This window comes from Parendozoicomonas sp. Alg238-R29 (assembly GCF_947331445.1).
Classification (GTDB): domain Bacteria; phylum Pseudomonadota; class Gammaproteobacteria; order Pseudomonadales; family Endozoicomonadaceae; genus Sansalvadorimonas.
The window spans coordinates 1-1,162 of the sequence record NZ_CAMZOG010000222.1; the positions used below are offsets into that span (position 1 = coordinate 1).

Here is a 1,162-nt window from a genome sequence, read left to right on the forward strand (position 1 = left end):
TGTTTAGCAATGGAGTGCTTAAGGTCAGACTCAACCAGGTACATCCGGTTTCCATAGCTAAATGTATGATCATTGCGGATTTTTCTGTGCTCTTTCTGAACACAGATGTCTGCCAGGTTTACTGTTTCCGGTACAGGCCTGTATTCCGAAGAGGTTGTTTCAGGCTGAACGACAAGCTTTGTGTTCCAGAACTCAGGAAGAAATACGTTCTTGAGGTAGTCATTAGCTCCGTCCATATCCTGAATATTCTGTAAGCGAAGCTCGGGCACCAGACGATCCTGGAGAGTATCAAACGCGCGTTCTATTCGCCCTTTACCTTGCGGTGAGTTGGCAAAAATAATTTCAATACCAAGCTCTTCACAGGCTCTCTGCATTTGTGAAAAATTGCAGCGTTTGGGGCCGCCAAAAATCCCTGCTCGGTCAACGTATAAGGCTCTGAACAGGCCTTTCTGGGTGATGATGTTCTGCATGACTTGCATGCAGGCTTGGGTTGTTTCAGATTCGAAGAACTCGGCGTATATCTCACTGGTGGCATCATCAATGATGGCCACAAGGCAGGACTTCTTCTCGCCAAACCAACGATGTGGACTGCCATCCATTTGGAGAAGCAAGCCAGGGGATGCCATTCTCTCACGTCTCTTGCGCACAGATGACCGGCGACGTTTTGCACGCTTAACATGATGGATGTCGTGTGCCCAGTTTCGCAGTGTTTCTCGTTTCACTGAGATGCCTTCGTTGCGCTCCAGAAGCTCAGCCAGATGCTGCAGATTGGTATCGTAGTACTTGTCCCGTATCAGCGACTGAACCTGGTTCTTCTGATCGTCAGGAATTTTGTTGGAGGGCTGTTTGCCGGTATTACGGTGAATAACAAACTGTATGCCTTCCTCAAGATAGCGCTTTAGATAACGCTCAATTGTTCGGTGAGATTTTTGAAGTATCTTGGCAGCATCAGCAACACTCATCTTGCTCTGTGCCACCTTGGAAATCACATCAACTGTAAGCTGGGAACGGGAGTCCATGACGATCATCCTTGCGATCTCCTGGTGCATACAAAAGCACTGAGAGAACCACTGTTGAAATAAGCTCGTCAATTCCCCTTGGTGATCAAAAACGACAAAGTCGCTTGGTAGTTAAAGTACGACAAAGTCCCTTGGTGTTAACA

The 1,162-nt window shown here is 47.3% G+C and carries 1 protein-coding gene; it reads right to left on the bottom strand.

Annotation, left to right across the window (positions count from 1 at the left end; translation table 11 throughout):
- Positions 1-1,028, bottom strand: a 1,028-nt coding sequence (locus tag QMA35_RS21750) for an ISNCY family transposase (RefSeq protein ID WP_281649224.1), incomplete at its 3' end; no start/stop codon positions are given.
- Positions 1,029-1,162: the final 134 nt, after the last annotated feature.